This is a genomic window from Candidatus Amarolinea dominans (assembly GCF_016704685.1).
In the GTDB taxonomy this organism is placed as follows: Bacteria; Chloroflexota; Anaerolineae; order SSC4; family Amarolineaceae; genus Amarolinea; species Amarolinea dominans.
In genome coordinates, this window is record NZ_JADIZS010000027.1 from 25,211 (window position 1) to 48,914 (window position 23,704).

General features: G+C 65.0%; 13 protein-coding genes. 4 read left to right on the plus strand and 9 right to left on the minus strand.

Going from position 1 to position 23,704, the window contains the following annotated elements; all coding sequences use genetic code 11:
* Nucleotides 1–20: 20 nt before the first annotated feature.
* A complete protein-coding gene (locus IPF85_RS18020; RefSeq protein WP_343409444.1) occupies nucleotides 21–3,428 on the minus strand; it encodes an SUMF1/EgtB/PvdO family nonheme iron enzyme in 3,408 nt (1,135 codons plus the stop codon).
* Nucleotides 3,429–4,308: 880 nt separating this feature from the next.
* Here IPF85_RS18020 and IPF85_RS18025 point away from each other — a divergent pair.
* From IPF85_RS18025 to IPF85_RS18040, 4 genes are read left to right on the plus strand one after another with little or no spacing between them, the layout of a single operon-like run.
* The gene (locus tag IPF85_RS18025) at nucleotides 4,309–6,561 is read left to right on the plus strand and encodes a tetratricopeptide repeat protein (protein ID WP_343409445.1); all 2,253 of its coding nucleotides are present in this window, start codon (nucleotides 4,309–4,311) and stop codon (nucleotides 6,559–6,561) included.
* Between the two features lie 26 nt (nucleotides 6,562–6,587).
* Nucleotides 6,588–6,944: a DnaJ domain-containing protein gene (locus IPF85_RS18030; RefSeq protein ID WP_343409446.1), complete on the plus strand. Its 357-nt coding sequence runs from the start codon at nucleotides 6,588–6,590 to the stop codon at nucleotides 6,942–6,944.
* The gene (gene grpE / locus IPF85_RS18035) at nucleotides 6,919–8,010 is read left to right on the plus strand and encodes a nucleotide exchange factor GrpE (RefSeq protein ID WP_343409447.1); all 1,092 of its coding nucleotides are present in this window, start codon (nucleotides 6,919–6,921) and stop codon (nucleotides 8,008–8,010) included. The genes IPF85_RS18030 and grpE overlap by 26 nt, the downstream gene beginning before the upstream one ends.
* Nucleotides 8,007–9,758, plus strand: a complete 1,752-nt coding sequence (locus IPF85_RS18040; protein ID WP_343409448.1) for an Hsp70 family protein — start codon at nucleotides 8,007–8,009, stop codon at nucleotides 9,756–9,758. The genes grpE and IPF85_RS18040 overlap by 4 nt, the downstream gene beginning before the upstream one ends.
* A gap of 71 nt (nucleotides 9,759–9,829) precedes the next feature.
* Here IPF85_RS18040 and IPF85_RS18045 read toward each other — a convergent pair whose 3' ends face one another.
* The 8 genes from IPF85_RS18045 to IPF85_RS18080 form a co-directional block, all read right to left on the minus strand.
* Nucleotides 9,830–10,390: a 3'-5' exonuclease gene (locus IPF85_RS18045; RefSeq protein WP_343409464.1), complete on the minus strand. Its 561-nt coding sequence runs from the start codon at nucleotides 10,388–10,390 to the stop codon at nucleotides 9,830–9,832.
* Between the two features lie 54 nt (nucleotides 10,391–10,444).
* A complete protein-coding gene (locus IPF85_RS18050; RefSeq protein ID WP_343409449.1) occupies nucleotides 10,445–10,909 on the minus strand; it encodes a hypothetical protein in 465 nt (154 codons plus the stop codon).
* Nucleotides 10,910–11,188: 279 nt separating this feature from the next.
* Nucleotides 11,189–11,635 (minus strand): hypothetical protein, encoded by a 447-nt coding sequence (locus IPF85_RS18055; protein WP_343409450.1) that lies wholly within the window; start codon nucleotides 11,633–11,635, stop codon nucleotides 11,189–11,191.
* Nucleotides 11,632–11,922, minus strand: coding sequence for a hypothetical protein (locus IPF85_RS18060; protein WP_343409451.1), 291 nt, complete (start codon nucleotides 11,920–11,922; stop codon nucleotides 11,632–11,634). The genes IPF85_RS18055 and IPF85_RS18060 overlap by 4 nt, the downstream gene beginning before the upstream one ends.
* Nucleotides 11,923–12,053: 131 nt before the next feature.
* The gene (locus IPF85_RS18065; RefSeq protein WP_343409452.1) at nucleotides 12,054–12,206 is read right to left on the minus strand and encodes a hypothetical protein; all 153 of its coding nucleotides are present in this window, start codon (nucleotides 12,204–12,206) and stop codon (nucleotides 12,054–12,056) included.
* 55 nt (nucleotides 12,207–12,261) lie between these two features.
* On the minus strand, nucleotides 12,262–15,039 hold the full coding sequence (locus tag IPF85_RS18070; RefSeq protein WP_343409453.1) for a cellobiose phosphorylase: 2,778 nt from the start codon (nucleotides 15,037–15,039) through the stop codon (nucleotides 12,262–12,264).
* 7 nt (nucleotides 15,040–15,046) lie between these two features.
* Nucleotides 15,047–18,256, minus strand: a complete 3,210-nt coding sequence (locus IPF85_RS18075; protein ID WP_343409454.1) for a cellobiose phosphorylase — start codon at nucleotides 18,254–18,256, stop codon at nucleotides 15,047–15,049.
* A 177-nt stretch (nucleotides 18,257–18,433) separates the two neighbouring features.
* Nucleotides 18,434–23,635 (minus strand): carbohydrate binding domain-containing protein, encoded by a 5,202-nt coding sequence (locus IPF85_RS18080; protein ID WP_343409455.1) that lies wholly within the window; start codon nucleotides 23,633–23,635, stop codon nucleotides 18,434–18,436.
* Nucleotides 23,636–23,704: the final 69 nt, after the last annotated feature.

Below are 23,704 nucleotides of genomic sequence, written 5' to 3' on the forward strand. Positions count from 1 at the left end.
CAGACGAGAGACGGGGACGACTACCACCCGCACACCCCAGTAGACGTACCAGTCCCCCGGGTAGGAGTCGTTGCGGGCAGCCGACCCCACGCTCGTGGCGCCGCTCCCCCAGGCGCCGCCCATGAGCCAGGCCCGACCGTCTTGTCCACGTCGTCCGTCCATTCCCACACATTGCCGGCCATATCCCAAACGCCCTCCGGCGTCTGCCCGTCAGGATACATCCAGATCGGAGTGGATTGCTGGAGGCTGCTCTCCCGTGTGTTGGCCCTGGCCGCGTCGAAAGTTGGCCCCCAGGGGTAGGCGCGGCCATCGGTCGAACGGGCGGCCTGCTCCCATTCGGCCTGCGTCGGCAGACGCACCGCCTGGCCGCCGCTGATCAAACCCTGGCCGCGCAGGTGCTCGGTCAACCACGCGCAGTAGGCGTTGGCTTCGTACCAACTGACGCCGACCACCGGCTGGCTGTCGTGGTTGAAGCGGGAGTCATCCCAGAAGCGCGGTTCGGTCCAGCCATATTGGCGTTTGTCTTTGCGGCCTTGCTCGCTCCACCACTTCTGTTCGTTCTGCGCCGCATAGCCGCCGGCCGTCACGAAGCGCCGGTACTGCTTGTTGGTCACCGGGTAGCGTCCGATGGCAAAGCCCCAGCCGGGCGCGGCGACAAAATCGTCCAGCCCCGGCGGCTCGACGCCCAGGGCGTCCAGCAGCAGGCCGGCCTGCAGCCGCTGCCGGGCGGGTAAACCGGCCGCGTGCATGGCCGCGGTCAGCCGCGCCGGTACGTCGGTCATCACCCGCTCGCGCAGCTTTTTCTTCTTCGCCTCCTTTACCTCCCGGGCGCGCTGCGGGCCAAGCAGGCGCGTGTAGGCCTCGCCCAGAAGCAGGACGCGCCGCCAGTCGGCCGTGCTGTTGGGTGCGGCCGGCAGCAGCTCGTCAATCACCTCCAGCGCATCGTCGTAGCGGCCCAACACCGACACCTGGTAGCCCAGGGCCAGGAAGATCGCCTCCTGCCACTGCTCCTGGTCAATCTTCTCCTTGAACTTGCGCACGAAGTCGCCCGTCGCCAGCCAGCGCGCGGCCAGGTACTCCTGGAAGGTGCGGTGCGAAAAGCGATAGAGACGGTTCTGCTCCACGGCGTTGATCAGGCCGGAGCGGTCGTCCATCAGCTTGAGAACGTTCGCCGCCCAGGCCGCCCTGGCCGCGTCGTCGCCCTTGTGGATTCCCTCCAGGGCGTCGCGTAGGGTGGCGCGCGGAATGTCAACCGCGCCGCGCCGGTCTGTCCCACCATGCACCGTGTAGGCCAGCTCGTTCAGGGCGCGCTCCAGGCTGACCGTCGAAACCCCGGCCTGGCGCAGCAGGATTTCCAGCCCGGTCGGCTGGCCCTGGTCATCCAGCTTGGTGCGCTCCCATTCCCACAGCAGCTTGCGCACGAACTCCTCGTACAGGGCCGCCCGACTCTCCGGCAGGCCGCGCTCGTAGTTCACGCGCGCCATCATCGTCAGCAGGAGCGGCGTGCCCGCCATTTCGCGCAGTTCCTCTCGCTCCGGATCGTCAAGCGCCCCCAGCAGCCGGCGCTGCGCGCTGGCCGCGGCCGCCGGTTGATAGAGACCGGCCCAGGTCAACTCGTCATGCCAGCGCTGCAAAAATTGGCCGACCGCCGGCCGACTGAGCGGCGCCAGCTCGACTGCGGGCAGCGGCAGGCGGTAATGCTCGCCATCGTGGTAGGGGCGCTGGCGGCAGGTCACCAGCAGGGGAACCTGCGGGTAGTGAGTCACAAAATGCTGCACGGCGTCCAGCACGCGCCGACGCTGACCGGCGTCCGCGACCTCGTCGAGGCCATCCAGGAGCAGCAGGGCGGTGGGCGGCGCGGCCATCAAGCGCGCCAGGAAATGCTCTTTCTGGCGCGGCCCCTCCAGGCTGCCGCTGGCCTTGAGCAGGCGCAGACACTCGGCGATCAGGTCATCCGCGCAACCGCGGTCACCTTGGGGCAGATGGGCCGCCCAGCGGCTCAGGACGATGCGCACCGGCAGCAGCCAGTGGTTGAACGCGCCGGTCAGCGCCGTCGCCCAATCGCGCTCGCTCTCCGGCAGGTCGTCGCGCGCGGCCGCGGCCAGGCCCGCGGCCAGGCGGCGGGTCAACGTGCTCTTGCCGCTGCCCGGGTCGCCCAGGATGACGAGCTGCCGGTGTTGGCCGATCGCCTCCAGAACGCCGAGATCAGCCAGGGCGGGACGCAGCAGACCTGGCGCAACTCCAAGCTGCTCCTCCAGGTCTTTGGCGCGCTTGTCTTCATCCTGGCCGCGCTCGCCGATCCACGCGCGCAGCGCGGCAATGGTCAGGCGCTCCTCGCCGCGGCCGCTGCGGCCGGGCGTGGCGGCGACCGGCGTCTCACGCACGGCCTTGCGCAGCACGCCCTCTGCCCCCGCGCGATCGGCCGCGGCGATCCCCAGGCGCGTGTAGACGCGATCCAGCGCGGGCGGCGTTGTGGTATCGAGATCCACATAGATTCTCTGCAAGCGCGGCCGCCGGTTCTGCGCCGCGTCGGGCGGCGCGCTGCCGCTGGCCAGGGGCACATCGCTGCAGTCCGCGTACAGCCCGCGCAGATAGGACTTCTCCAGATCGGCCATGTCAAGGGGGTGCAGACGCTGGGCGACTGCCTGCGCGACGCCGCCGGGCAGCGCGGTCATCTGCGCGCTGATTTGGTCCAGCGCGCGGTGCAAGGTCAGCATGGTGCGGTCAATGCTGGCCAGGGTGGCCTCGGACCGAAACTCACGCAGGGTCGGGCCCCACACTTCATCGGCAAGCAGACCCCGATCCAGCTCCTGCAAGAAGCGCAGCAGCGGCCGCTGACTCTGCGCCCAGCGTTCAGCCCCCAGCCGTGGTTCGAACTCCGCACGCAGTTGCGCCATATCAGGCCGTTCGTTGAGCAGCATAATCTCGGCCACGCGCAGCAGAAACGATGGTTGGTCGAGCAGATCGGTCAACAGGGCGCCGGTCGCGTCCGTCTCGCCCCCGAACTCCGCGCGCGCCCGTTCAGCCGCGTCCGCGGCCAGGTTGCGCAGCCGCGCCTGGCGCATCCCCAACTCGCGGCCGCGCAGTTCGGCTACGGCCTGGTCGAGCGAGTCGGGCCGGCCGCTCAGGTGCTCAAGGCCAGCGTCCAGCCCGCGATTCAGCAGGCCATCCAGGGTCGCGGTGCGCTGCTCGTATTGGGCAAAGCGCGCCGGGTTGATCTTCTTCACCTGCGCCAGCAGAGGTTCCTGCGCCATCTTGCGCTCGCAGTATTCCACCAGGAGCTGCACGCGTTGGGAGCGCGTTTGACCGGTGGTGAAATCGTTGGCGACCGGCGGAAAGTAGTGGTACGTCAGTGCGGTCAGTTCGTCATCGCTCAGGGCTGTGAGCAGCAGCTCACGCAGCGCGGCGGAATTGAAAGATGTCGTCATGGCGCCTCGCAGACTGGCTGAGTTCCCGGGGAAGTAGTGCGGTCATCAGGCTCTCCCTGATCGTGTAGTCATCACAACGTGGTGCGCCGATTGTACCATATGCCAGGCCGCGCTCACAATCTCACGTTGGGCGACCAGCAGTTCCAAATGTAGCCATCCATGTGACTGGCCAGCGCCAGGCCGTCCTGGTGGGCGCGACGCGTCCCGTAGGGACACCTGACCTTAGCCATCATCGCACGAGCCGTATCCGTCCCGTAGGGACACCTGACCTTAGCCATCATCGCACGAGCCGTATCCGTCCCGTAGGGACACCTGACCTTAGCCATCATCGCACGAGCCGTATCCGTCCCGTAGGGACACCTGACCTTAGCCATCATCGCACGAGCCGTATCCGTCCCGTAGGGACACCTGACCTTAGCCATCATCGCACGAGCCGTATCCGTCCCGTAGGGACACCTGACCTTAGCCATCATCGCGAGTCCGTCCGAGGGACGCCTCCTTAGCCTTGGGTCCTACGGGACGACGGGTGTGGGGGGGCGGCGCTAAGGTCAGGGCGTCCCTACGGGACGGCGGGTGTGGGGGGCATCGCTCGCTCAAGTCAAGGCGCCCCTACGGGGCGCCGCATTTCCAAATGTAGCTTTCCAACGCCCACAATCCCTCTTGCTTCCCACCTATCTCGGGGATTTTGGGCCAAAACCGCCCGAACGAGGAGCGCAGGCCCATTTACGGGCAGCCATTCCGTTCACATTTGGAATTCCTGACCTCGATATCACCGGGTTGACACGAATCAGCGTCATGAAATTTTGTCGTTTGCGTATCTCAGTGATAAAGTAGCGAACGGGCATCCCACGCAGAGAGGGATGCTGGAGAGGATCAGTTCGTGTCGAAAAAACACCGCAAGCCAATTGCCCCGTCAGCGGGGCGACCTGCACCGGCTGGGCGACCTGCACCGCCTGGGCCGGTCGGCATACTCCAGGAAGCAGTGCGTCACCTGCGGCGAGGCGACCTTGCGCTGGTGCAGGAGCGGGTCGAGCGCGTCCTGAAGCTCGGACCCGATCCCAAGCTGGCGTCCGTGGCGCGTGAGATATTGGCCGAAGCCCACTTTCGCGCGGCCATGGCCAGTGCTGATCCGAATAAGCGCCTGGGCCACCTGGACACCGCATTGCAGCAAACGCCTGCTGCCGCGAAGCTGCACTTTCATCGTGGCCTCACGCTGTGGCAGAACGGGCATCTCGCTGAGGCGTTGATCGAGCTGGATGCCACGGCGACTCGCGAGCCAGGCCGGCGAGGACTGGCCTATCTACGGGCGCTGGCGCGCATCGCAACCGAACAATCGTGGGATAGCGCTGGGCTGACCGCGGCGGAAGCCAACACGCTGCGCCTCGTACACAGGCTGGCGCAGCGCAAACCCCTCACGGGATCGGTGATGATCGAGGAACCTTTGCTCGGCAAGGGGGCCGGGCTGTGGCAGGCGCTGGTTGCTATGCGGCAGAACCCGACGGCAGCACCGCTGGACCAGCTCAAGGTGGCGGCCGAACAAAACACGCGTAAACCGGTCGGGCGGATCCTGACCTACTACCAGGGCGTGGCCGCGCTGCGCGCAGGCGACCGCGACACGGCCTTCACGGCTTGGTCTCATGCCCACAGCGCCGGGTGGGTAAGTCCCGAGCTCGCTGAGAACCTGACCGCGCTGCTGCGGGAAGACGTGATCGGCCTGGCCCAGGAAAATCACTGGCAGGACATGATCAACCGCCTGCCTGACCCCGGCGCCGATCGGATCGTGGCCGAAACCGCCAGCCTGGCCTACTTTCACCTGGGCTATGAGGCGGCCCAGGCGGGCCAGTGGCCCCTCGCGGCACAACACTGGCGCAAGGCCAACGAGTTGAATCCCAATCGTTACCTGTCTCAGAACCTTGCCCTGGCCGAAGAGGCGTCGGAGAACTGGGTCAATGCGGCCGAAGCCTGGCGCGATATGGTGCGCCGCCGGCCGCGCAAGGAAGACCATCCCGATTACCTCACCGACGTCCAGGTGGCCGCGCTCTGGAGCCATGCGGCTGAGTGCTATGGGCACACCAATCTGACGGACGAAATCGAACCCTGTCTGCGCAATGCGCTCAAATACGCAGCGGGCGACACCGCGCTGCGCCTGCGCCTGGCCGATTTTTTGTTGCGCGACGAGCGCGGCGACGCGGCTGAGGTCCAGCTCCGGGAAATCACGGCGGCGGACCCACAGCATGTCGAGGCGTTGGTGCGCCTGGGCCGGCTCTACGAGGGGTGGTGGGATCGCGACCCGATGCCCATCTGGCAGCAGGTGCTGGCGATCAACCCGACGCACCTCGAAGCCCGCGAGGCGTTGGTTGACGACTACATCAAGATGGTCAACGATCAGGCGCCGTTTTCCGCCTCCCGTTTTTCTATGAAGCATCCCGGCAAGAGCAAAATCGAAACGCTGGAGATTGGCCTGGGAGAGCTGCCCAACCATCCCAAGCTGCTGATGGTGCTTGGCGCCACTCATGCGAGACAGCAGCACACCCAACAGGCACGCGAGTATCTGCTGCAGGCGTACCAGATCGCACCCCAGGACGTGGGAGTTGTCAACTTCGTCATGCATGAGTTGTTGCACGTGGGTGGCGGCGACGCGGTGGAGCAGATGATCCCTGTTGTCCGCCAAATCCCGCGTTTGTTGCCGGTTTTCTGGTTCGATCAGGCGAAAATGGCCTTGCAGTGCAAGCTCGGCGAGCAGTGGGCGGATATTTTCTTCCAGGAAGCTGTGAAGTACAGCGCCGATCCTGGGCTGGACGATAGCCGCGCCGGTTTGTTGGTCGAGGCTTACGAGGTGGCCCACCAGGAAAACGCCAGCGGTCTGTGCGCTGTGCTGGAAAAGCGCATTCGGGAGGAAGTTCCGGCCAGCGGCGCGCTGTCATACATCGAAGCATACCGACTGCACTTTGAAAAAGGCGATGTGCATGGCGCGGCGCGGCTCATGCGTGAGGCCATCAAGACGGCGCGACGGGTCAACGACAGGGGTATTCTGCGCCGGGCCGAGACGATCGAATCGCTGCTCAAGGGCATGCCACACCGGTTTGACTGGGAGCGCATCATGGCCGATCTGCTCCCGCCCGATTTTATGTAAACAACAAAAGGAATCAGATGGCTTCCATGACCGTTTCCAAACCACCCCGAGATCCCTACGCCATACTCGGCCTTGACCGCACCAGCGATGAAGCGGCCATCAAGCGCGCCTATTTCCGATTGGTGCGTGAGCATCCGCCCGAGCGCGATCCGGAGAAGTTCCAGGAACTGCGCGCGGCCTACGACCAGGTGCGCACGGCCGAGGCCCGCTCGCAGACCGACCTGTTTCTCTTGCAGCCTCCGCCGCTCCTGCCCCGACGGCGCAAGCCGTCGTATAGCCTTGACGTCAATCCGACTGACATCATCACGTTGGCCCTGGAACTGGGGTTGGCCGGGTTGTCAATCCAAGAGGATTTCCATGAGCCTGAACTCCCAAAACAGTGATACCGACTCCTCTGCCCCGCCGTCGTTGACGCAGGGCTATTGGGTTCGGCTGACCAACCAGATAGATCGTTTGCAAGCCAGCGTGGATGACATCCTGGCGGTGACCGAGGCCAGCGAAGGCCAGGTCGAGGCATTGCTGAGCCATCTGACCGATCCGGGCAGGGGCCAGGCGCTGGAGGAGCGGCTGGCCGATCTGCTTGCCGGGCAAGAGACGGGGCAAGAACAATGGCAGGCGCTCGCCGGCAGATTGAACGACCTGGGGCAGACGGTGGCGAAGCTGAACCGCACCCAGTTCAAGTCCAACGCCCTGGCCGAGATGAAAGATCAGCAGGTGACGACTGCGCTGGGCGCCTTGCAGGATGTCGCTGCCCGGCGTCAGAGTGCGCAAGAGGCCCGGACACTGCACGCACAGGATCGCACGGCCGCGCTGCGCCTGGAAGCGCGCGGTGAGTTTGCCGCCGATCTGCTGCCGGCGCTGGATGGCCTGGAGATGGCGCTGGAGAGCGGCCGAGCCTTGCTCGCGCGCCGTCGCAGGCAGGAGGCCGAGGCGACGCGACTGGCGCAGGCGCAAAGCGTCTCTTCCGAGCCGCCGCCCGCTGCGCCCAACCGGTGGCAGCGATTGGCGTGGGCGCTGTGGGGCCGCGGGCTGCCCCCTGGATTGTTCGTGACCCGCGCCGCGCCGCCGCCCCCTGTGCAGGATGAATTGACCGATGCGTTCGAGGCCTGGCTGCAAGGGCTGGAAATAGTGCGCATGCGTTTCCTGGGGCTGCTGGCAACCGCCGACATTCAGCCGATGCAGGCGGCGGGACAGCTCTTCGACCCGCACCTGCACCTGGCGATGACGACCGACTCCCGCGCCGGCGTGCCGGACGGGGCGGTGGTCGCGGTCCTGCGCGAGGGGTATCGCCAGCGCGGGCGTGTGCTCCGCTACGCCGAAGTGTCCGTCAACCAGGCGGCCGATGCGCATTCGGCCCCAGCCACAGATAGTACGATCAGCGACACGCATCCTGCGCCGCGGGGGGATCATCTGCAGCAGGATGCCCCATTGGAGGGGAACGAACGATGAACCAATCAGACAAGATCATTGGCATTGACCTGGGCACCACCAACTCGGTGCTGGCAGTGATCCAGGATGGGTTGCCGGTGCTGTTGCCGGTCAACGGCGAACGGCTCCTACCGTCGGTCGTGGGCATTGCGCCGAGCGGCGAGGTCGTGGTGGGCACCCCGGCACGCAACCAATGGGTGGTTGCGCCCGAACGCACCGTCCGCTCCATCAAGCGCAAGATGGGCAAGGCCGAAACGGTGGGCATGGCCGGGCAGACCTACACGCCCCAGGAGATTTCGGCTTTCATCCTGAAGGATATGCGGGAGGCGGCGCAGGCTGTGCTGGGCGGGGACGTGCGGCGGGCGGTGATCACGGTGCCGGCGTACTTCAATGAGACGCAGCGCCAGGCCACGCTGGAGGCCGGGGAGATCGCCGGGCTGATGGTGGAGCGCATCATCAACGAGCCGACCGCTTCGGCGTTGGCCTATGGGTATGGGCTGGCGGGCGATCAGCATCTGAAGGTGCTGGTCTACGACCTGGGCGGCGGTACGTTCGACGTCTCGATCATCGAGCTGCACTCGGGCGTGGTGGATGTGCTGGCGACGGCGGGAGACAACCTCCTGGGGGGCGATGATTTCGATGAGCGTCTGGCCGCGATGCTGGCGGATGAGTTTGCCGAGGAGCACGACATTGACTTGCGCCAGCATCATCAGGCCTGGGCACGCTTGCTGCGCGCGGCGGAGGAGGCCAAGATCGAGCTTTCCTCGGCGCCCTTTGCCGAGATCAAGCTGGAGTACATCCTTACCCGAGACCGGAAAGGCTATCCGCTGCACATCCAACGTGAAGTGGAGCGGTCCGAATTCGAGGAGTTGATCGCCGATCTGTTGGGGCGCACGATCACGTTGGTGCGCAAGGCGTTGGAGGATGCCAAGCTGCGACCGAATGATATCGAGCGCGTGCTGCTGGTGGGTGGCTCGACGCGTATCCCGGCCGTCTGGGAGTTGATCGTGGCGCAGATGGGGCAAGAGCCGCACATCGAGATTGATCCCGACGCGGCCGTTGCGCTGGGCGCGGCCGTTCAGGCTGGCATCATCGCCGGCGAGGAAATTGACGCGATCCTGGTGGACGTAACGCCGTACTCACTCGGCATCGAGACCGCCCAGGTTGGCTATGGAGGCCGGCTCTACGCCGATCTTTTCACCCCCCTGGTGCGGCGCAACACCACGGTGCCAGTGCAGAAGAGCCAGATGTTCACGACGATCGTTCCGGGCCAGGAGCAGATTCGCATCAACGTCTACCAGGGAGAAAACCCAACGGCCTCGCAGAACGTTCTCCTGGGCGATTTCATGATCGAGGGTCTCAAGCCCAATCGGGCTGACGGCTTGAGCGAGGTGACGGTCAACTTCCAGCTCGACGTCAACGGTATCCTGGATGTCACTGTCGTGGAGCGTCAGAGCGGCAAGCGCGTCAGCGAGCAGCTCAAAGCCAGCCGGCAGCGGCTCAGCCCCGACGACATTGCGCGCAGCCAGGCGAAGTTGGCCGCCGCGTATACCGAGATGGAAGCTGACGAGACCTTCGATCCCGGCGTGGCCGCGCTGTTGGATCGGGCGCGGAAGACGCTGGAGCAGCCCGACCTGAGCGCCGGGCTTGCCGATGACATCGCCGGCGCCGTCGCCAACATCCGCCATGCCGTTGCCGAAGAGGACGATGCGCAGGTAGAAGCGTACTGCGATGAGTTGATTGACTTGCTGATGGAGGTCGAGGGATAGGCGGCCCGCAAGGTCACACGTTTGTCAAGGACGGTGAAACCGCCCGGCGGTTCTTCGACGATACTGTGTTGTCAGCGCGAGGTGCGCGCTCGTCTCAGGACCTCAGCGAGAATGGCGGCGATGTTCGAGGCATCGTCGCCGGCGCGGTGGTGAACGCCTTGCAGGGGCAGACCCAGCGCTGCCAGCCCCTCACGCATCCCCACCTCCCGTTTACGCCCCAACGCCACGGCCAGCAGCGTCTTGACGTTGAGGTGTCCCGGCCCAAAGGGATAGGGGATGCCGAACTCGGCGCAGTTGCGTGTGAACTGCTGGCGGTCGTAGTCGCCATAGCTGGCCCACAGCCGGCCGGACGCCTGAAACTCCTGCACGAGCACCTGGCAGGCCTGCGCCAGAGGAATACCGCCATCCACATCGGCCTGCGTGAGCGTGGTCAGCTCTGTGCAGAAGGCGCTGATCGTCGAACGGATGGGACGCACCAGGATATCGCGACGTTCGACGCGGGCCAGGGTTGCCACATCCAGCAAGCACAGCCCAACCTCGATGATCTCGCTGCTCTGGCCCGGCGGCGGCTCGCCCTGCCAGCAGGTGGCTTCGACATCAACGACGAGAATGTGGTCTAGTTTACGGGTCATAATGTGGGCAAAGTTGCTCAGAATCGTGGTGTCCAGAATGAACATCGGCATGGCTCAAGTCCGGTTTTTACCCTGGATGGTTTCGTATTCCGCCTGCGCCTCATGGATGCTCAACGCCCCCATGCGCATTGGTAACCCGAACCGATTGAAGCGCGCCAACAACTCGAAACGCGACATGTTCAGCAAGGTGGCTGTCCGGCCCAGACTGATGTCGCCAGCGAGATAGGCAGCGATGATCATGTTCCAGGCTTCCTGCACATCGCCGGCTGCCGCCGCGACCCGCGCCTGCACCGCTGTCTCTGTCAGGCCAGCCGGCGGTAAATCAGGATTGTTGACCGGCGCCGACATTTGGCTGCGAAAGGTCGCCGCCGCACGTAGGAGACGATAATCCAACACATCTACGATCGCGACCTGTTCGGCGCCATAGCTTTCAATGAAAACGGCCTGCCCACGCTGCGCCTGCTCGATTGCCTGGCGGGTGCGCCGCGCCAGATCTGTCCGGGAAATCGTCGAAGTCATCGTCATCGGTCTCCTGACATCCAAATCTTACGTACAATTAGTAGGGAGATTGTACTACGATCAACTCCTGGTTGCAAACAACAGAAATCCAAACGTAACCGCATTGGCAGGTCGCAGGGACGCACGTCATCGGGCGGATGCGCCTCGCGATCTGCCTTCCTGACTTCACAACCGGCTCTGTTGGAACCCACGCCGACGCCCAGCGGGAATCTACAGGCTTACCGCGGACGGAACCTTTCGGCCGCCGAACGAACCCGCGCCGGCGGATTTGGACACGGATTACACCGGTGGCGACGCAACTGCCGGCTGGGTGGCCCTCGCCAGCGATCCAAACGCCGAAGGGACAATCGGGTTACGAACGCCGCCATCCGCCAGGAGTGTCGCGCAGCGACGAGTGGATACGCTTCCAGGGGCGTTCAAAGCGTTCGACGATAGACCCATGCTGATGTCTACCGGGCATCCGTTGCTGGCCGTGATCAAGATGACCCTGCTGCGTCGGGCGAACTCCAGTGCGTTTTCGATGCGGGCCGGGAAGCGGTCGAGAACCTGTTGAATGATGACGCTAGATGGCTGATCCAAAGGAGCAACGATGGTGAGATCCACATCTTGCGTCGTACGAGGTTCGCCCCACCACTGCACGGCCATGCCCCCGATCACTGCGTAAGGTAGTCCCAGAGTCCGGAAAAACTGATGTATCTCCCAAGCGGCTGCTTCTTGCTCGTTCATGGCGCCTTGTTAGTCTCTGCCATCAGATCGAGTGCGCGCCGAACAGAGATCAGACCCTCTACTTGCCAGAGATCAAGCCGGTCGAGGTTGCGGTGCATCTCAGGGCGTTCGTTGAAGCCTCTCATCAGATCGCGCCAGATTGCCAGCGCCTCCGCGCGGCTCATCTGCGCCAGTATTGCCTGGCGTTCCGTCTCGATCACCTTGTTTGCCAGCGCGTAGCCGGCTAGAACCTCGCGAATAGCCACTGCGTCCAGTCTTGGCTGCGAGTCGAATGGGTACTCAGTCATAGCTCGACATCTCCACGGCCAGTATACCACATCCGACCCGTTCCCGCACGTCTGCTGGCGCATCCAGCACTACGCCGATTACCGCGCTGCAGCCCCAGACGTGACGCCCACCTCAATCATCGTCCATAACCTTAGCGCAACGTCACCATGACCGGCGCCAGGCCGCTGGCTGCGTCGGGAACATCCAGCAACACGCCGATCACCGCGCCGCCCTCGTCAAGCATCACGCCGTTGACCTCCACGGTGCGCAGGACGCCTGTATAGTTACGATTTCGCTTCGTCATATCAGGAGTATAATACTCGTCAGATGACATCTGCTATCGCTCTTGCTTGCAGATGTCACCCTTCATCAAGCTCTATGTCGAGACGCAGCGCTGCCGGCGTGCCCAGGGCGGCGATGACCTCCCTGGCAATGCGGACACCTTGATCTACGCGTGCGCCCGGCAGGTCAACGCCATCCGCGGCAATCCGTCGAATCGCATACGCGCCGAACTCAAGCCGGCGCGGGTTGTGGTAGACGATTTCGATCTGGCGCCCTGCAAACTGCGCGGCCACAGCCGCCTGCCCCCGCTCATCGAACTGCGCCGCGACCAGCTTCGGCGCCAGCACCAGGTCGCCCAACTCGCCTCGCACGCCAAACACCTCATTCAGCAGCGTCAGCAGATACCAGCTTGCCGAGCCGGTGAGCCACGGGTACAGGCCGCGGCCCCGCTCGCTGATGTATTCCGGCAGGCCGGGGTAAATGCGGGCAGTTGCGAAGTCGGCGCAGTGCTGGTAGATGCCGTCCAGGACGCGGAAGCCATCACGCACCAGGCCCCGCCGGTAGAGCGCGTTGGCGTACATCACCGCCATGTGGCTGAACATGGCGCCGTTTTCCTTGTGGCCGAACGCAAAGCCGAAGCAGCGGCCAAGATTGAACTGCATCCCGCCAAAATCGGTGTTCAAGCGGTAGCCGCCCAGGCGATGTTCGTACAGGTAGCGGTCGGCAGAACGAACGATTGCCTGCGCCTGCGTATCGGAGGCGATGCCGCCCATCAGCGCGAAGACCTGCCCGGTCAGCGTCATGCGCACACCGTGCGGACTATCCCCTTCGACGCGCTGGCCGTCGTTGTCGTAGTAGCCGTTGAACCAGCCATACCCGGCGCGGTCGGTGACCCACTCGTGCTGGCGCAGGTGGGCCGTGAGCCAGTCGGCTTTGGCGGCCAGGTCGCGGCCCAGGTCGGCCGGTCTGACCTTGATCTTGTCGCCGGAAATGGTGTGACTGCACGTTGCGAAATATCGGTGCAGGCGATCCTGCCTGGCCGTGACGTCGGCGTAATTGACCGGCTCGGCCAGGGTGTCGAGCAGCGGCAGCAGTTCGGCGGCCAGTTGCACCTCGGTCACGCCCAGCCGGCCCAACGCCAGCACGAGCTGGCCCAGGTCGGCCAGATTGCCCGCGTAGAGCGCGCTGAACGCCACGCTTTCTCCCCGCTCGCGGGCCATGTCCATGCCATCGTTCCAGTCGGCGCCTTCCAGCAGGATGTTGCCGGCCGCGCCCGCGTTGAAGAACGCGGTCAGGTGCTGCACCAACAGGTGTTCGAGCACACTGCCGCGCGCGATTGCGCCCGGCCGCGTGCGCAGCAGCGTACCCTGCTCCGCTGACCAGGCTTCATCGTGCGCCTGACAGCGGTTGATGTGCGCGTCCTTGAAATAGGTCTGCTCCTGGAGCAGAAAGCCCAGGTCTCCGCTACGGTCAATGTACAGCCGCGTCGTCAGGTAGGGCCAGGCGCCGTGATCCATCCAGACGCGCGGGATGTTGTTGCGGTCGGCCATAAATTCACCGGGCCGGCTGCCGATGATGGTCGCGTTGCTGCCGTCCATGCGCACGCCCGCGAAGCTGCTGAACAGCAGGTCATGCACCGGCTCCGGCTCCAACATCAGCAGCGCCAGGCAGTCCTGCCAGAGATCGCGCCAGCCGCGGCCCCCGCGGCCGTAGTCGTGATAGGGCACGAACGAGTTGCCGAACAACCGGCGCAGGAACGGCTGCACCGTCACCCACTTCAGCCAACCATCGAAGCGGGGATCGGCGGTGTGGAAGGCCAATGGCGCCACCTTCGCCTGCCAGTGCGCGCGCGTGCGGTCAAGCCATTCGGCGAAACGGGCCGCGCTGCCGTAGCGTTGGACCAGTTCATTTATACCGGCTGAAGCCTCGATTCCGGATTGCTTGAAACCGTCGGCCGCCACGGCCAGGATCAGCACGTAGGCGCGCGACTCGCCTGGGCTTAGCGTGACATCGGCGAAGCGCAGCGCGCCGATTGCCTCATAGCCGTCTACGGCGCTTCCCGCAGGCGCGCCGGTCATGCCTTGCTGCACCACGGCCGCGGGCCATTCCAGGTTGCCGCCCTCGCCGATGAAATCCTCGACCACGGGGAAAAAACTGCGCGGCGGCGCGCCGTCTCCTTCCGCGCCCAGCACCGCGTAGGTGACCGTATTGGGCCGGTGACCGCGCTCGTCGAAGGTGAGGGTCGGCTGCACGGTCACGCCGTGGCGGACGGTGCGGATGCGGTGCAGCAGCGAAGTGACGTGCCGGTGATCGCGCAGGTTGTCGGCCGAGCGGCCGTAGATGGGGACGGCCGCGGTGGGGGTCAGCGTGAGCGGTCTGTCGCCGGTGTTGGTCAGCACGACCTGCATCAACTCCACCTGGTCGGAACTGGCCGGAACGAAGTTCGTCACCTCGGCGCGCAGCCCGGCGGCCCGGCTCTCGCGAATGACCTTGTGCCACAGCAGCCCGGCTTCCAGCGCAACGTCCTGATTTTCCGCCTCCCCCGCCTCTGCCAGTTGCCGGGCGGAGTTTCCCGTGGCGGACCACGGCCCATACCCGGCGATGCGAACCCAGAAGTTGCGCGCCGAACGGGTGTTGTGCAGATCTTCGACCGAAACCGGGAGGGTCAGAAAACTGTTCTGCCCCGTCTTGCAGTCGCCATGCAGCGTTGGTGTGACCACCGACATCATGCCGGCCTCGTTGACCAGCGGAAAGTAGAGGTAACTCGTCCGGTGCGGCGCGTCCAGGCGAAACGCGCCGTCATTGTCAATAAAACGCCAGCCGGTTTTCATGTCTTCGGTCATGGTTTTTGCCATTCCACTCCTAGTCCAAACACAGTTCGATCCGCCGAATCTCGCCATTGCGAATCCTGGCGGCGTAGGGGGCTGGGATGAGGCTGCCCGGCAGGCTGAGCTGATCGCCATCGGCCATGTGCAGGATCACGACGGTGACCTGGGCGTTGTCGGCCAGGGGTTGATGCTTGCGATAAGTGACCACGCACTGTCCCAGGAAAGTAAAAGTCAGACGGCCGTCCGGCCGGAAGAGCCAATTCGGCAGGGAGGGCTTGAACACCAGGCACAGTTCCCCATCCTGCACGAAGAACGGCTGCGGCCCAACCATCATCAGCGACCACATGCTCATGAATTCCACCGCGGCGCCGGTCAGGCGGGCGACGAAGCCGCGACCATGCAGCGATGCATCGGGATGCGCGCTGCTGACGATGAACGACGAGTTCTCCAGCGGGCTGCGTCCGTAGATGTGCGGATCGAGGAACGGCGCCAGGCTGCGGTGCATGTCTGTGAAGAACTCCTCGCGCAGGCCCGCCCGCAGCATCGCCAGCAGATACTTGTAAGCCATGTGCATGAAGATAGATTCGTTCTCCAGCCAGCCCGGTGTGAACGCCCGCAGCCGGCCAATCTCCGGCGAGCAGGCAGCCAGCGGCGCATTGGTCTTGACCATGCCCAGCTTGCGGTCGAACAACGCGCTCTCGCGCACGTGGCGGTGCAGGGCGCGGGCGCTGGCGATGTCGGTCCGCTGCCGCATGGCATGAACCGCGCCTTCCAGGAACAGCGGCAGGCCCTGCTGAGCGAAACCTGTGACGCGCACCAGGGGACGGCCGAGCGGGTCGCGCTGCGGCTGCCCCTCTGCATCGGTGAGCAGCCCGTAGTCGGTAACTTCGCAGGTGAAGTAGGTGGGCGGCACGCCGTCGGTAAGCGCCTCAGCCTGGGCAATCCCGCGCTGCACCTTGCTGCGCCATGTCTGCAGGATCGGCGCCAGGTCGGCGGGCCTGAGCGTCTCGGTCTGCCCATCGAAGCCCAGGCGGACGCGGGCGCGATAGGTTTCGCGCGCGCTCGCCACAGCGTCCCAGTAGCGGAAATCACGCCCGGCGTCGGATGCCGCGTGATACGCGCTGAGCTGCGCGGTCACCTCACGCTGCAGGTCGCAAAGCTCCACGGGAAATTCGATCGCGGCGCCGTCCTGCGCGGCCAGTGCCGCCAGCAGGAAATCCAGCAGCCGCAGCAGTTCGTACGTTTCGGACATGGACGAACCGAACAGGCCGGGCAGGCCGTTGAGCGCATCACACCAGCCCGGCTTGCCCGCTTCCATTTCGATCCCCATGCCGAACGGATCGAGCGTGGCGAACTTGAGCAGCGCCAATCCCAGCAGCTTGCCGAACACGGTCGTGCGGAAGACCTCGCCCTGCCCCTGCGCGCTGTGCAGCAGGCGCTGCGCGGTCGGTCGCGAGGCCATCAATTGCGCTGCTTCGTCGTCCTGTACCACTGCCCCGTATTGGCGCACCCTGCCGTCCTCTACGAGCACAGACTTGCGCGCGCGCGGCTGCACGAAGGCTGCACTTTGGGCGTAGGGCACGGTCCTGCTGAAGAGCAGTTCATCCTTGCGATCAGGGTAGACCGCCAGGTAGGCATCCAGCAGGTCGAGGTTGTAGAACCAGTGATCAATCCAGTACCCTTCCCCAAATTCCGCCTCGAAGCTCCAATCGGCCTGGGCCATGACCGCTTCGACAAAAGCCGCGGGCGCCACAGCCAGACCGATGCCCTGGTCCAGCACGACTTTCAGCAGGTGGCCGGGCGTGAAGGGGCGGGTGAGCAGCGGGCGCAGCGCTTCCGGCCGGTCAACCAGGGTCAGAACGGCCGCCTGGCGCTCCGGCGGGACGACGAAGCGACTGCCCAGCACGGTCAGTGGGTTGTAGCCATCGGCCTGGATCAAGCCCAGGAAGGCCAGCACCTCCGCGTCGCCGACCGCGGGGTTGAGCAGCACGTCGCAGCGCCGGTTCTGATTGACATCGCGGTAGCTGGCGTTGCCCTGCGAATAGAACTCCGCCGGTAGATGGAACGCGTTGTAATCGCGCTCCAGGTCGCCGTGACGGCGGCCGTACAGATGATAGATGTGTCCGCCCAATTGCACCGGCCAACCGCCGCGCAGGATGTTGTCCAGCAGGCACTGGCGGCAGTAGGCGTCGAAGCGTGGGTCGCCTGATAGTGTCGCCATGGGATCGGTCAGCGCGGCGATCAGCGCCAACGCTTCGGCGCGCCTGGCGGCGATGACGGCCGGATCGGCCAGCCGGCTACGCGCCTGGTTGATGATGTGTACATCAGCGACGTGGCCGATGATGGCGTTGATGGTCAGGCTTTCGCCCGGCGCCAGCCGCGTGGATACGCCGGCAAATCCACACGGTGTCCGGCAAACGGTCGTTTGCGGCATGGCCCGCAGCTCGGCCAGCGTGTGTGACAGAAAATGGTCGGGGTAGCTGAGGGCGGTGTTCTCGCCAAAGATGAGGGCCGGGTCAACGATGGTCGTCAGGCCCGGCGGGTCCGTTCCCTCGGCGGTGGCGAGGTAGAAGTGGCCCCTCTCGATCGCCTCCACCTCGGCCTCATCGCCTACGCTGGCCTGCACGCGGTAGAAGGGGACGCCAGTCTCCAGGTTGAAGACCGCCATCCAGGCCTCGGCCGTGCGGCCGATCCGCTTGAGCATCATGTCGTCAAGCCCGTAGGGGATGATGATGGGCAGTCCGTCCACGATTTCCAGGGAGACAGCGCGCCCGGCCGTGTTGCGCACCGTTGCCTGGCGCACCAGGGCGGCGAAGTTTTCCCCCGGCAGGGTGAAGTAGCGAACGTTGACCTGCAAGCCGTGGCCGGCATGGGTTTCTTCCAGCTCGATCTCGCTGGCGCCGATGAACATGCGCCGGGCTAACGCGGGGCGGGCGGCGGCTGAGAACGGTTCGTAGAACCCATCCGCCGCCGCCCCCACTTTTCCCCCCACTTTGATAAACGTGCGGAACCCGGTGTACGCCACGGTCTGATAGGCCTTGTTCGCCGATTGGAATTCCATGATCGGCGTGTCTTTGCTCTCGACGCCGAAACCGGCGATGGCCTGGCCGCGGTTGACATAGAATGCCCACAGGGGAATGCCCAGGGGACCGGCAATACCCGGCAGGAAACTGGCAAACGGGGGAAATGCGTCGTAGTCTTCAATGACGAAACGGTCGAGAGGATCGAAATGGTATGATTTCATGAGTGAATTCACTTAGTCCTGAGAACATACGTCGCGTAGGAGGTGTTCTGGGCCGTGCAAAAGTGTCGCAAGTGCATCATGGTAGCATTTCAGATGGCATTTGGTTTGCAAGAGGGGATGGCAGCCAGACGCCGGGTCGCATGGTGACATGCAGCCCGGCGCCTGGCGTCGAAAGATCTAAGCGAGGCGCCGTCGCCGCACGGCGAGGGCTGCGGCAAGCAGCGTCAGGACCGTCATCGCGGCCGCCAGGGGTTGCCACGGAGCCGGCTGAGTCCGACTGCCGCTGGCTTCGGCAATGGTCACCGCCGTCGGCGCGGTGATGGTGAGATGCACCTGGTCGAGGTGGAAGGTGCGGCTGTCTGGGGCTGCATTCTGGCCAACCTGCAGATCGAAACCATAGCCTGTCATGTTGGTCAGCGTCAGGCCGTCGTTTGGTGCGCCGGCTGGCTGCACCGCGCTGCGCGTGAAGGTCGAGAACGGGAGGCTGACCAAGCGCCAGCCCGCGCTGTTGTCCACGAACGTTGCCTCGAAGCGCTCGGCTGTGTCCGCCGCCTGGTAGACCCGCACGTAGTCCACCAGCATGTCCTGCGGGAAGGTCAGGTTGGGCGAGATCGCGCCGCCGAAGTTGCCGCCGATCGCCAGGTTGAACAGTAGATAGAAGGGATGGTTGAAAACCCACTCGTTGGGGGCCACGTTGGCCGGGACGGCGTTGTGATAGTTGATGCCATCCACGAACCAGTGAATCTCGTCGGGCGCCCATTCCACGGCATAGGTGTGATAGGTGGCCGCGACGGGTGCGCCAAAGTCGTAGGAATTGCCATACGCGCTGCCGCCGGAGTAGCCTGGACCATGAATCGTACCGAAGATTTGGGTCGGCACGCGGCTGACATACTCCATGATGTCAATCTCGCCGGCTTGCGGCCAGCCAACCTGGTCAATGTTGGTGCCCAGGCTCCAGAAGGCGGGCCAGAGGCCGGACTCGCCCGGCGGCACCTGGACGCGAGCCTCGATGCGGCCATAGCGGAATTCGGTGCGATTCTTGGTGAGCAGCCGCGCCGAGGTGTATTTGCACGGGCCGTACCAGCAGACCTTGTCGGTGGTGGCGGGATCGAGCGCCAGGAGCCGGAGCCGGAGGTTGCCGTTGCCGTCCAGGGCCACGTTGTCGGGGCTGTCGGAATAGAACTCCTCCTCGCTATTGCCCCAACCCGGAATGCCGTTCATGGTGCCGTCGCCAATCTCGTAGCCCCAGGCGTTGGCATCGGGCGGCGATCCCGCGGGGTCGTTGAATTCGTCGCTCCAGGCCATCACCCATTGGCTGGGCGGCGGCAGGGTCGGCGCCTGGTTGTCCAGCAGGTGTACCTTGACCGGGACGCCGCTGTCGGCGCCGTAGAACCAGAATGCGAGGTTGCCGAAGCCGCTCCAGTTCTGGCCGGCGGCAAAGGTGCGGGTGATGCTGGCCGTGTTGGTCGCCTCAAGTGGGGCGGGCACGCTGATCTTCAGCACTTGCTCATACGGCCCCTGGCCAGGCAAGGCCAGCGGGCTGCCCGCGGGGATATCTCTGATCGTCAGCCTGACGCGGCCATCGGACTGGAAGGGGTGATGCCCCTCGAAGTCGTCCACCATGGCTGGATTGGCGGCATCGGTATCGGTGATGGTGAGCAGCGCACGGCGCCGGTACCCAAAGTCGGCGTTGGTGACGCTGGTGAGATTCAGCATGACCTGCTGGTCGCCGGAGGGTTTGCCGTCATCGAGGGTTTGCACGGTAAAGGTTTTCTCGGTGTCGCCGGGAGCAAAAGTAACCGTGCCGCTGATCGGCACGAAGTTGCGGTCGGGCCGGGCGTAGGCCTCGGCCGTGCGGTAGGTTACTGTGACGGTTTGAGTCGGCGGCACGCTGAGCGTTATGTTGATAACGGCTGCCGCGCCTTCTGCTGCTTCGTAGGTCGTCAGGCCGAACTGCGCCTGCAGAGGCGCCGCGGCGCTGCCGGTGTTGCCGAAGATCGTCACATCATCCACGTAGTAGACCTGGGCGCCCATGGGGACCGAGCCGTAGCCGCCGATGGCGTAGCCGTGAATCTCGGTGCGGCCAAAGCCGTCGTTGGGCGCGCCGTTGCCGATGTCCTTGCGGTGGAAGTCGCCCCAGGCGAACTGGAAGAAGCGCCAGCCCGCGAAGTCGTCGGGAATATCAGCGCTCCAGCGCTCGGCGTCGTCGGTCGTCGAGCCGGGGTTGCGGTTGTCCATGACATCCACGAACAGCGTGCCGCCGGTGTTGTTGCCGTAGAGCCACAGGCACAACCCTTCGTAGGTGCTCCAGTCCTGGGTGAGCCACTGATTGGCCGCGGCATTGGTGAACGCGTGCGTGTAGCCGGCCCACTGCCCGCCGCCGATGGTCAGCGCCTCGCGCAGCACCTTGTTGCCGGCCACGGCCCCTGGCACCGGCGCGGGCGGACTGTCCGTAATCGTAATGGCCGCGCTGGCCGCGGGGTGGTTCCAGGTGATGAAGCCGACGCCGATTCCGTTGGGGTCCGTGCCGGACGGCAGCAGCCCATCCTCGAAGTCATCAATGGCCGTGGTGCGTACGATCACGCCGACATCGTCCACGTAGTAGACCTGGGCGCCCATGGGGACCGAGCCGTAGCCGCCGATGGCGTAGCCGTGAATCTCGGTGCGGCCAAAGCCGTCGTTGGGCGCGCCGTTGCCAATATCCTTGCGGTGGAAGTCGCCCCAGGCGAACTGGAAGAAGCGCCAGCCCGCGAAGTCGTCGGGAATATCAGCGCTCCAGCGCTCGGCGTCGTCGGTCGTCGAGCCGGGGTTGCGGTTGTCCATGACATCCACGAACAGCGCGCCGCCGGTGTTGTTGCCGTAGAGCCACAGGCTCACGCCTTCGTACGTGCTCCAGTCCTGGGTGAGCCACTGATTGGCCGCGGCATTGGTGAACGCGTGCGTGTAGCCGGCCCACTGCCCGCCGCCGATGGTCAGCGCCTCGCGCAGCACCTTGTTGCCGGCCACGGCTCCTGGCACCGGCGCGGGCGGACTGTCCGTAATCGTAATGGCCGCGCTGGCCGCGGGGTGGTTCCAGGTGATGAAGCCGACGCCGATTCCGTTGGGGTCAGTGCCGGACGGCAGCAGCCCATCCTCGAAGTCATCTACAATGACCGATTTGCCGTTGACGGGCGGGACATTGTTGCTGCCGAAGGTCAGGTCGTCGAAGTAGTAGGTCGTGTCAGCGCCGATCTGGGCGCCGGTCAAACCGAAGTTGGGGAACACCGATACCTTGTTGTAGGTGTATGCCAGGTTCAGGGCCGCTGTGCCGGGGGCCGGGTTGGCGAAGTTGAAGGTCAGGGTCTCCCAGGCATTGGCCAGTGTCGTGACCGCCTCGGTTTCGCAGCTCCTCGTCGGGTCGGCCGCGTCTTCCACCTTCAGCCGAATCGGGATGCCCGCGGCCGGCGCCCAGACGCGCATCGTCATGGTCGTGGCCGTCGCCGAAAACGGGATTTGAGGCACCGAGAAGTTCGGCCCGGTCGAGATCGTGGTGCCGGCCCACAACTCGGCAGCCAGCGTCTTGATGATCTTCGCTACCTTGTTGGCGCCGCCCGCGGGATCGAGGACCACGCTCGAACTGGTGCCGCCGAAGTCTGTCAGCGTGTAGGTGATCGCCGGGTCATCGAACGTGATGGGCGACCAGCTGGCCGGTGGAGGCGTCGGCGTCGGCGTAGGCGTCGGCGTCGTGGGTGTTGACCCTGCGAAGGTCAGATCGTCGAAGTAGTAGGTCGTGTCAGCGCCGATCTGGGCGCCGGTCAAACCGAAGTTGGGGAACACCGATACCTTGTTGTAGGTGTACGCCAGGTTCAGGGCCGCTGTGCCGGGGGCCTGGTTGGCGAAGTTGAAAGTCAGGGTCTCCCAGGCATTAGCCACCGTGGTGATCGCCTCGGTTTCGCAGCTCTTCGTCGGGTCGGCCGCGTCTTCCACCTTCAGCCGGATCGGGATGCCCGCGGCCGGCGCCCAGACGCGCATCGTCATGGTCGTGGCCGTCGCCGAAAACGGGATTTGAGGCACCGAGAAGTTCGGCCCGGTCGAGATCGTGGTGCCGGCCCACAGCTCGGCAGCCAGCGTCTTGATGATCTTCGCTACCTTGTTGGCGCCGCCCGCGGGATCGAGGACCACGCTCGAACTGGTGCCGCCGAAGTCCGTCAGCGTGTAGGTGATCGCCGGGTCATCGAACGTGATGGGCGACCAGCTGGCCGGTGGAGGCGTCGGCGGCGTGGGCGTCGGCGTCGTGGGTGTTGACGCCGCGAAGGTTAGGTCGTCGAAGTAGTAGGTCGTGTCAGCGCCGATCTGGGCGCCGGTCAAACCGAAGTTGGGGAACACCGATACCTTGTTGTAGGTGTACGCCAGGTTCAGGGCCGCTGTGCCGGGGGCCTGGTTGGCGAAGTTGAAGGTCAGGGTCTCCCAGGCATTGGCCACCGTGGTGACCGCCTCGGTTTCGCAGCTCTTGGTCGGGTCGGCCGCGTCTTCCACCTTCAGCCGGATCGGGATGCCGGCGGCCGGCGCCCAGACGCGCATCGTCATGGTCGTGGCCGTCGCCGAGAACGGAATTTGAGGCACCGAGAAGTTCGGCCCGGTCGAGATCGTGGTGCCGGCCCACAACTCGGCAGCCAGCGTCTTGATGATCTTCGCTACCTTGTTGGCGCCGCCCGCGGGATCGAGGACCACGCTCGAACTGGTGCCGCCGAAGTCCGTCAGCGTGTAGGTGATCGCCGGGTCATCGAACGTGATGGGCGACCAGCTGGCCGGTGGAGGCGTCGGCGTCGGCGTCGTGGGTGTTGACGCCGCGAAGGTCAGGTCGTCGAAGTAGTAGGTCGTGTCAGCGCCGATCTGGGCGCCGGTCAAGCCGAAGTTGGGAAACACCGATACCTTGTTGTAGGTGTACGCCAGGTTCAGGGCCGCTGTGCCGGGGGCCTGGTTGGCGAAGTTGAAGGTCAGGGTCTCCCAGGCATTGGCCACCGTGGTGACCGCCTCGGTTTCGCAGCTCTTGGTCGGGTCGGCCGCGTCTTCCACCTTCAGCCGGATCGGGATGCCGGCGGCCGGCGCCCAGACGCGCATGGTCATGATCGTATCCGTTGCCGAGAACGGGATTTGAGGCACCGAGAAGTTCGGCCCGGTTGAGATCGTGGTGCCGGCCCACAACTCGGCAGCCAGCGTCTTGATGATCTTCGCTACCTTGTTGGCGCCGCCCGCGGGATCGAGGACCACGCTCGAACTGGTGCCGCCGAAGTCCGTGAGTGTGTAGGTGATCGCCGGGTCATCGAACGTGATGGGCGACCAGCTGACCGAGGCTGGCTGTCCCGCGGCAGTTGTCGGGGCAGCGAATGACGAATGCATTGCGAATTGTGACACAATGCCTGCGATGAGCAAAACAACAATGAGCCATCTTTGATTTTTCATTTTCGG